This is a genomic window from Allobosea sp. CER48 (assembly GCF_044752385.1).
GTDB lineage: Bacteria > Pseudomonadota > Alphaproteobacteria > Rhizobiales > Beijerinckiaceae > Allobosea.
The window spans coordinates 1-8,511 of sequence record NZ_JBIWYK010000103.1; the positions used below are offsets into that span (position 1 = coordinate 1).

Below are 8,511 nucleotides of genomic sequence, written 5' to 3' on the forward strand. Positions count from 1 at the left end.
CCTCGTTCGAACGCAGGACGCTCATTCCGCTCTCGCCTCCTATCCGCATTCCGGCCAAATTCGGCCTTCGGCGCGCCGGATTCGGCAGCGCTCATCGTGGCCGCCTGACTGCGATTCTGGGGGATGACGACGTGAAGAACTACCTTGCCGCTGCCCTGATTCTCGCTCCCGGCCTGGCCAGCGCCGCCGAGACCGAGCTCCCGAGCCGCATCGACCGGGTCACGGTCTATCCGGATGGCGCCGTGGTGACGCGGCTCGGCAGGGCGGAGCTGCTGCAGGGCGTCTCGCAGGTCGTGCTGCGCGGCCTGCCGGCGACGATCGACCCCGCCTCCATCCGCGTCGAGGGCAAGGGCAGCGGCGCCTTCTCGGTCGGCGCCGTCGATGTCCGGACCACGCCGGGTGACGCGAGGCCGGTGCTCGACTCAGTTCTGGAGGGCAAGCTCAAGGCGCTGCGCGACGACAAGGGCCGGTTCGAGAGCCAGATCGCCGCGATCGAGGCCAAGCGCGCCACCATCGAGCGCTTCGCCCAGACCGGGCCCGACAAGCTCGGCCCCGACGGCAAGGCCCTGCCGGTCGCCGACTGGCCGGCGGTGTTCGAGGCGATCGGGACGGCGCTGGTCAAGGTGCAGGACGAACTGCGCGGCGTGCGCGGCCGTCTCGCCGATGTCGAGGCCGAGATCGCCGCGCTCGAGCGCGCCCGCCCGCAGGCCGGCCGCCCCGGCGCACCGAAGCGCGACGTCGCCATCGCGGTCGAGGCGCAGCAGCCGGTCACGGCCGAGTTCACCGTGAGCTACCGCGTCACGGGCGCGAACTGGACGCCGACCTACGAGGCCCGCCTGAGCACGACCGCCGAGAAGCCGGAAATCGCCCTGACGCGGCGCGCCGAGATCCGTCAGCGCAGCGGCGAGCCCTGGGACGACGTGGCGCTGACGCTCTCCACCACGCGCTCGGCCGGCGACACCCGCGCGCCGGAGCTTTCCCCGATGCAGGTCGCCTTCTTCGAGCCGCCGGCGATCTATGAAAGCCGCGCGCGCGCCGGCGCCGCGCCCGCCATGATGGCCGCACGCGCCAAGGCCCAGGCTCAGGCCGAGGCCGAGGCACTGGCCGCGCAGTCCCAGCGCGCAGCCGCAGCGCCCGCCCCGGCACGGCCGGCCGAGGTCGAGGTCGCGACGATCGAAGCCGGAGCCTATCAGGCGAATTTCCAGGTTCCCGCGCGCGCGACGATCCCGCCGGACGGCTCGCCGAAGACGGTCGTGCTGACCCAGCGCAAGGCGGAGGCGACGCTCGCCGCCCGCACGGTGCCCGAGCTGGAGCAGAAGGCCTATCTCGAGGCCGGCTTCGTCCATGAGGAGGAAGCGCCGCTGCTGCCCGGCCGTGTCGCGCTGCATCGCGACGGCAGCTATGTCGGCATGGGGCAGTTCGGGCTGGTGGCCCCCGGCGACAGGCTGGAGCTCGGCTTCGGCGCCGACGACCGGATCAAGGTGAGCTACGCCCCGGTCAAGCGCCGCGAGAACGAACCCGGCTGGCTCGGCCAGAGCCGCACCGACCAGCGCGAGTTCCGCACCGTGGTGAAGAGCCTGCATGCAAGGCCGGTCAAGGTGACCGTGCTCGGGCGCATGCCCTATACGGAAAGCACCGCCATCACGGTCGAGACCATCGCGGCGCAGACCACGCCGCCGACGGAGAAGCAGGTCGGCGACCGGCGCGGCGTCTCGTCCTGGACCTTCGACCTGGCGCCCGGCGCGGAGAAGGAGCTCAAGCTCGCCTACCGCATCAAATGGCCGGGCGACCGCGAGCTCTCCTATGACGAGCAGCCGCTGCCGGGACGGTGAGGAACGAGCGAACCCTGCCGGAACTGGCAGGGTGCGGCTTCGAACTGCTTCATCCTTTGTTCAACGAGGACAATGGCTGGCCGCGGCTCTCGCCCGGCCATGACGCCGCTGCCCTCAGAGCGCCATCTCCACCTCGCGCCCGCGGCCGAGATCGGCCATCCAGCTCCGGTATTTCGGCTGGACCTCGAGCTGGTGGGCATAGTGCCGGCGCAGCGCCTCGGTCAGCCGCCCGTTGCGGCCGAGCTGCTCGTCGGCGAAGCCGACCATCACCGAATTCGGCCATGCCTGCGGGCGGATCTCGCGCAGCCTTTCGAACAGGACGTCCTCGGCCTCGACCGGATCGGCCTGGGCCATCAGGGTCAGCATCGCCGCCGTCGAGCGCGAGATGCCCATATGGCAGTGGACCAGCAGATGCCCCCTCACCCGGGCGGCGGCCGTCTCGCGCAGGCCCTCGCCGAAACGCAGGATCTCGCCGACATGGTCCGGCACCGGCATGATCTGTCCGGGCCGCGGGTCGATGATGTCGTGGAAGCGCAGCGTGACGCGATGATGCTCGCCATAGGTGCCGAACGCCTCGATCTCGGCACGATCGGGATCGAGCACCGAGAGCACATGCGTGACCTCGCGCGCACTGTTGCCCGGCAACTCTTCGATGCCGCAGATGGTCAGGGTCGAGATCGCGAGGGTCTTCATTGGCATGGCTCCGCTGCTGAGCCCGCCTAGGTCGGTTCCGTCGTCGACGCAAGCGCCAGGGGCGACGGGCACCCCGTCAAGCTTGCGGCCGGCGTCCTGCGACGCCGGCCGCAACGAATATCTCACTCGGCAGCGACAGCCCGCAGGCTCTGGCCGAGCTCCTGATCGACGAGGCCGACCCAGTAGCGGACGCCGTCCGGGATGATCGCGTCGTTGAAGTCGTAGAGCGGCGTATGCAGGCCGACGAAGGAGCCGTCGGGATTGACGCCGTTGCCGATGCGCATGAAGGCGCCGGGCCGCACCAGCATCATCTCGGCGAAATCCTCGCCGCCCGTGCCCGGGCGAAGCTGGCCGTTGACATGCTCGGCGCCGACGGCGGCGGAGGCCGCCGCGACCGCGACGCGCACCTGTTCGGCCTCGTTCACCAGCGGGCTGGTGCCACGATGGTAGTGGGCCTCGGCACGGCAGCCCCAGGCCTGCGCCGTCGCGGCGGCCAGCTCGACGATGCGCCGCTCCACGGTGTCGCGCACCTCCTGCGAATAGGTGCGCGCGGTGCCGCCGATGACGAGTTCGGAGGGGATGACGTTCGAAGCGTTGACGTCGCCACCATGAATGTAGCCGACGCTGATCACGGCCGTATCGAGCGGCGCGACATTGCGGCCGACGATGCCCTGCAGGCCGAGCACGAAATGCGCCTGGGCATAGGTGATGTCGGTGGAGCGATGCGGCTGCGAGCCGCCATGGCCGCCGACGCCATGGAAGGCGACCTTCCAGCTGTCGGCCGCGGCCAGGAACGGCCCGACAGTGGTTCCGAAGCTCGATGACGGCATGCCGGGCGTGTTGTGCAGTCCGTAGATCGCGTCGCAGGGGAAGCGCTCGAACAGGCCGTCGGCCAGCATGGCATTGGCGCCGCCGCGGCCTTCCTCGGCCGGCTGGAAGATCAGGTTGACGGTGCCGGCGAAGTCGCGGTTCTCGGCGAGATAGCGCCCGGCCGCCAGCAGCATGGTGGTGTGCCCGTCATGGCCGCAGGCATGCATCCGGCCCGGATTCTTCGAGGAATAGGGAAGATTGGTCGTCTCCTCCAGCGCCAGGCAGTCCATGTCGGCGCGCAGTCCGATCGCCCGACCGCCCGGCTGGTTGCCGCGGATGACGCCGACGACACCGGTCTTGCCGACGTTCTCGGTGACCTCGACGCCCCACTCGCGCAGCTTGTCGGCGACGAGCTTGGCGGTGCGCACCTCTTCCAGGCCGAGTTCGGGATGGGCATGGATGTCGCGGCGGATCGCCGTGAACGCGGGATGGTGCTGGCCGAGCCAGTCGTCGAGCTTGGTCATGGTCGCTGGATTCCCCTCTCCTGCGGCATCAGGAAGCAGGCTTTGCGCGATGTCCCGATCCGCAGAATAGCCCTTACGCCCGATTGCGGCAGCATTACTGCGCAGATGCTGCAGACCCGCCATGCTCAGGTGGTTTGTCCCGTGCGATCGCCGCCCCGGCCGCCTGAAAACTTGACCTCCGGGCCGGTTTGGCCCATGAGGGCTTGCAAGGACCTGCCCCGAAACCCCGGCCTTGCGTCGGGGTTTTGCATATGCGCGGGCCGCTTGCACGGCAACGCGGAACGTAAAGCAGGGAAACCGCGCTCATGGCGAATGTTGTGGTGGTCGGCGCCCAGTGGGGCGACGAGGGCAAGGGCAAGATCGTCGACTGGCTCTCCAGCCAGGCCGATGTCGTGGTCAGGTTCCAGGGCGGCCATAATGCTGGCCATACCCTCGTCATCGACGGCGTCACCTACAAGCTCTCGCTCCTGCCCTCCGGCATCGTCCGCGGAGGCAAGCTCTCCGTCATCGGCAACGGCGTCGTCGTCGATCCCTGGCATCTCGTCGAGGAGATCGAGCGGCTGCGCCAGCAGGGCGTCGCGATCAGCCCGGCCAACCTGCGCATTGCCGACAACGCCACGCTGATCCTGCCGCTGCATCGCGAGCTCGACCATTTCCGCGAGACCTCGAATGCGGGCATGAAGATCGGCACGACCAAGCGCGGCATCGGCCCGGCCTATGAGGACAAGGTCGGCCGGCGCGCCATCCGCGTCATCGATCTCAAGGACCCGGCCCTGCTCGAAGCCAAGATCGAGCGCCTGCTCGCCCACCACAACGCGCTGCGGCGCGGGCTCGGCATCGGCGAAGTCGATGCGAAGGAGCTGCTGACCCAGCTCAAGGCGATCGCCACCGAGGTGCTGCCCTATGCCGACACTGTCTGGGCGCTGCTCGACGCCGAGCGCCGCGCCGGCAAGCGCATCCTGTTCGAGGGCGCGCAGGGCGCGCTGCTCGATGTCGACCACGGCACCTATCCCTTCGTCACCTCCTCGAACATCGTCGCCGGCCAGGCTGCGACCGGCTCGGGGCTGGGCCCCTCGGCCGTCGGCTATGTGCTCGGCATCGCCAAGGCCTACACCACCCGCGTCGGCGAAGGCCCCTTCCCGACCGAGCTCTTCGACGAGATCGGCGAGCTGATCGGCCAGAAGGGCAAGGAATTCGGCGTCGTCACCGGGCGCAAGCGCCGCTGCGGCTGGTTCGACGCCTGCCTCGTGCGCCAGACGGTCAAGACCTCCGGCATCGACGGCATCGCGCTGACCAAGCTCGACATCCTCGACGGTTTCAGGGAGATCAAGGTCTGCGTCGGCTACAGGCTCGACGGCCAGATTCTCGAGCACCTGCCGGCAGGCCAGGCCGACCAGGCGCGCGTCGAGCCGATCTACGAGACCATCGAGGGCTGGGACGGCTCGACCGCCAATGCCCGCTCCTGGGCCGACCTGCCGGCGCAGGCGATCAAGTATGTCCGCCGCATCGAGGAGCTGATCGGCGCCTCCGTCGCGGTGCTCTCCACCAGCCCCGAGCGCGACGATACGATCCTCGTTCACAACCCCTTCGAGGGTTGACGGCGGGCGCCATCAGCGACAAGTGAGGCCAATGGCCGACTTCTATCCGATCCTGGCGCGTGCTGTCGCCGGGCTGCCCGACAACACCGCCGAAACGCGCCGCGCCATCTATGACCGGGCGCGCGCGGCTCTCGTCGCGCAGCTGCGCGGCCTCGACCCGCCGCTCGGCGAGGCCGAGATCATGCGCGAGCGCCTGGCACTCGACGAGGCCGTGGCCCGGATCGAGGCGGATTACGACGAGACGCCGGCCGCCCCGCTGCCGGCGACGCCCGGCCCGGTGATCCGGCCGGTGGAGGAGGCGCCCCAGCCGCTGCGCCCGCCGCAGCCGAAGAAGCAGCCTGACTTCGCCCCGCTGCCGCCCGCCGCCGGCCAGGACGAAGGCGAGCCGCTGCCGGAGCCCGCCGAGCCGCAGGTGGCGCGTCCGCGCGTGCAGCCGCCGCGCGAGTCGCGGGTCAAGCCCGGCCATATCCGCTCCGCCGTGGTCGGCGGGGTCGTCGCGGTCGCCGTCGCAGCGATCGCCGCCACCGCGATCTACGTCCACAAGCTGAAGCCGCAGGACAGCACCCGCCCGAGCGGCGAGGCCACCACCCAGCAGGCCCAGCCGGCCCAGCCCGAAGGCAACGGCAAGATCGCCGACCGCGTCGGCGAGCCGGCGCAGAGCCGCCCCGGCGGCAACGCTGCAAGCGCGTCGGCCGGCATCCCCGTGCCGCAGCCCGGCGGCGAAATCGCCGTGGCACAGCGCGCGATCCTGTATACCGAGGTGCCCGAGAACCCGCAGCAGCCGCGGGCCGTGACCGGCCGCGTCTTCTGGCGGCTCGACAGCGAGAGCGCCGGTCAGGGACGCCCGGTCGAGACGATCGTGCGCGCGACCGTCGAGATCGCCGACGCCGGCCTGAACCTCGATTTCACGATCCGGCGCAATACCGATTCGGCCTTCCCCGCCTCGCACATCATCGGGCTGCGGTTCACCGCGAGCGGCGATCCTGCGACCCAGGCGGTCAAGGAAGTCGGCGTGCCGCAGTTCAAGACCGAGGAAGGCGAGCGCGGCGCGCCGCTCTCGGCGATCAACTCCGCGCTGGGCGACAACCTCTTCGTCGCGGCGCTGTCGAACGTGCCGGTCGAGGTCGAGCGCAACATCGACCTCATCCTCAACCGCAGCTGGATCGACATCCCCGTGCTGTTCACCTCGGGCCGCCGCGGCATCATCACCTTCGAGAAGGGGCTCTCCGGCAGCCAGACCCTGGCCGACGCCTTCGGCCGCTGGCGCTGACGGCAGCTCCGGAGCACCGTCATCCTCGGGTGAAAGGAAGCCGGCCCCTGTGATCGACAGGGGCGGCCGCCTCCGTCATGGTCGGGGCTCTCCCGCCCATCCACGTCGTCGCGGGTCGCAGGCGGTACTCAGGACGCCGATGCCCGCAGCGCGGGCGGGCATCACGGTGTGACCGGTCCGGATCGCGGAGCTAAGCTCAGCTCTTCCGCTGCGCCGCAAATCGCGCCGCGGCCCGCAGCACATCCGCCTCGGGGCCGAATCCGGCGAGCGCCGCGATCGCCGCCTCGCTCAACCGGTCGCGCTCTCGCTTCGCCCCGTCCAGGCCAAGCGCGCCGATCAGGGTGCCCTTGCCCTTGCCCTCGTCCTTCGCCGTCGCCTTGCCCATCTGCGTGGCGTCCGATTCGACGTCGAGGATATCGTCGGCGACCTGGAAGGTCGCGCCGAGAGTCCGGCCATAGTGGCCGAGCGCCGCCAGCGCCCCGGCATCGGCACGGCCGAGCCGCGCCCCGATCTCGACGCTGGCCGCCAGCAGGGCGCCGGTCTTCATCGCCTGCAGCTGCCGGATTGCCGCCTCCGACAACGGGCCTCGCTGCTCCTCGAAGCGCCCTTCCGCCGCAAGGTCGAGCATCTGGCCGCCGACCATCCCGCCGAGCCCGGAGGCGCGCGCCAGCGTACTCACCAGCGCCGCGCGCACGCCGCCGTCCGGATGCGTGGCCTCATCAGCCAGAACCTGGAAGGCCAGCGTCAGCAGCGCATCGCCGGCCAGGATCGCGGTCGCCTCGTCGAAAGCCTTGTGCACCGTCGGGCGGCCGCGGCGCAGATCGTCGTCGTCCATCGCCGGCAGGTCGTCATGGACGAGCGAATAGCAGTGCAGCAGCTCCACTGCCGCCCCCGCGCGCAGCCCCTGCCCGACGGCGGCGCCCATGAGCCTCGCCGTCTCGACCGTGAGGAAGGGCCGCAGCCGCTTGCCGCCGCCCAGCGCGCCGTGCCGCATCGCCGCGACCAGCCGCGGCGGGCGGACGATCTCGTCCTGCACCGGCTCGGTGGTGAGCAGGGTCGCCAGCAGGGCCTCGACGGCCTCGGCATTGTCGGCGAGCCGCCTGTCGAGATCGCCAGGGCTGGCCGGGGTCGGGACGGAACTCATGCGCGGGCCTCGCGTTCGCTGCCGGGACGGGGGCCTTGCCGGACGATGGCGGCATCGTCAAGCTGCGCGGCCATGACGCAGGACATCACGGACCGGCCGATCGACCGGCAAGGAGGGCGAAGCAACGTGCTGGGCAGGTTCATCGGCCTCGGCTTCCGGCTCGCCTGCTGGCTGCTCCTCCTTCTCGCCGCGGCGATCCTGCTCTACCGGGTCGTGCCCGTGCCTTCGACGCTGATGCTCGCGCGCTGGCTGACGCTGCGGCCCGTCGAACGCCAATGGGTGCCGCTCGACCAGATCTCGCCCAACCTGATCCGGGCCGTGATAGCGGCCGAGGACCAGCGCTTCTGCAGCCATCGCGGCGTCGACTGGATCGAGCTCAATGCCGTGCTCGACGACGAGGACGGCCCCAGCCGCGGCGCCTCGACCCTGACGATGCAGACCGCCAAGAACGTCTTCCTCTGGCCGGGCCGCTCCTATATCCGCAAGGGCCTCGAGATACCCCTGGCGATGGCGATCGACTTCGCGTGGGGCAAGCAGCGCGTCATCGAGGTCTATCTCAACGTCGCCGAATGGGGCCACGGCCTGTTCGGGGCAGAGGCGGCCGCGCAGCGCTATTTCGGCAAGCCGGTCGCGCGACTGA

The 8,511-nt window shown here is 70.5% G+C and carries 7 protein-coding genes; 4 read left to right on the forward strand and 3 right to left on the reverse strand.

The annotated features are described in order from the left end of the window. Positions 1-131 precede the first annotated feature (131 nt). Positions 132-1,832 (forward strand): mucoidy inhibitor MuiA family protein, encoded by a 1,701-nt coding sequence (locus tag ACIPIA_RS06155; RefSeq protein WP_400507674.1) that lies wholly within the window; start codon positions 132-134, stop codon positions 1,830-1,832. Positions 1,833-1,946: 114 nt separating this feature from the next. Here the strand turns inward: ACIPIA_RS06155 and ACIPIA_RS06160 are convergent, their stop codons facing one another. Further along, a complete protein-coding gene (locus ACIPIA_RS06160; protein WP_400507676.1) occupies positions 1,947-2,525 on the reverse strand; it encodes a tyrosine phosphatase family protein in 579 nt (192 codons plus the stop codon). Positions 2,526-2,647: 122 nt separating this feature from the next. Then, complete coding sequence (locus ACIPIA_RS06165) at positions 2,648-3,859, reverse strand: M20 aminoacylase family protein (RefSeq protein WP_400507678.1); 1,212 nt, start codon at positions 3,857-3,859, stop codon at positions 2,648-2,650. A gap of 305 nt (positions 3,860-4,164) precedes the next feature. Between ACIPIA_RS06165 and ACIPIA_RS06170 the strand changes: the two genes are divergently transcribed. Together ACIPIA_RS06170 and ACIPIA_RS06175 are read left to right on the forward strand one after the other, a co-directional pair. Further along, on the forward strand, positions 4,165-5,457 hold the full coding sequence (locus ACIPIA_RS06170) for an adenylosuccinate synthase (protein WP_400507680.1): 1,293 nt from the start codon (positions 4,165-4,167) through the stop codon (positions 5,455-5,457). A gap of 31 nt (positions 5,458-5,488) precedes the next feature. Continuing rightward, a complete protein-coding gene (locus ACIPIA_RS06175) occupies positions 5,489-6,727 on the forward strand; it encodes a histidine kinase (RefSeq protein ID WP_400507682.1) in 1,239 nt (412 codons plus the stop codon). 196 nt (positions 6,728-6,923) lie between these two features. Here the strand turns inward: ACIPIA_RS06175 and ACIPIA_RS06180 are convergent, their stop codons facing one another. Continuing rightward, positions 6,924-7,871 (reverse strand): polyprenyl synthetase family protein, encoded by a 948-nt coding sequence (locus ACIPIA_RS06180; protein ID WP_400507684.1) that lies wholly within the window; start codon positions 7,869-7,871, stop codon positions 6,924-6,926. Positions 7,872-7,997: 126 nt separating this feature from the next. On the opposite strand from ACIPIA_RS06180, the gene mtgA reads away from it, so the two are divergent. Next, on the forward strand, positions 7,998-8,511 hold a 514-nt coding region (mtgA, locus tag ACIPIA_RS06185), incomplete at its 3' end, for a monofunctional biosynthetic peptidoglycan transglycosylase (protein WP_400507686.1).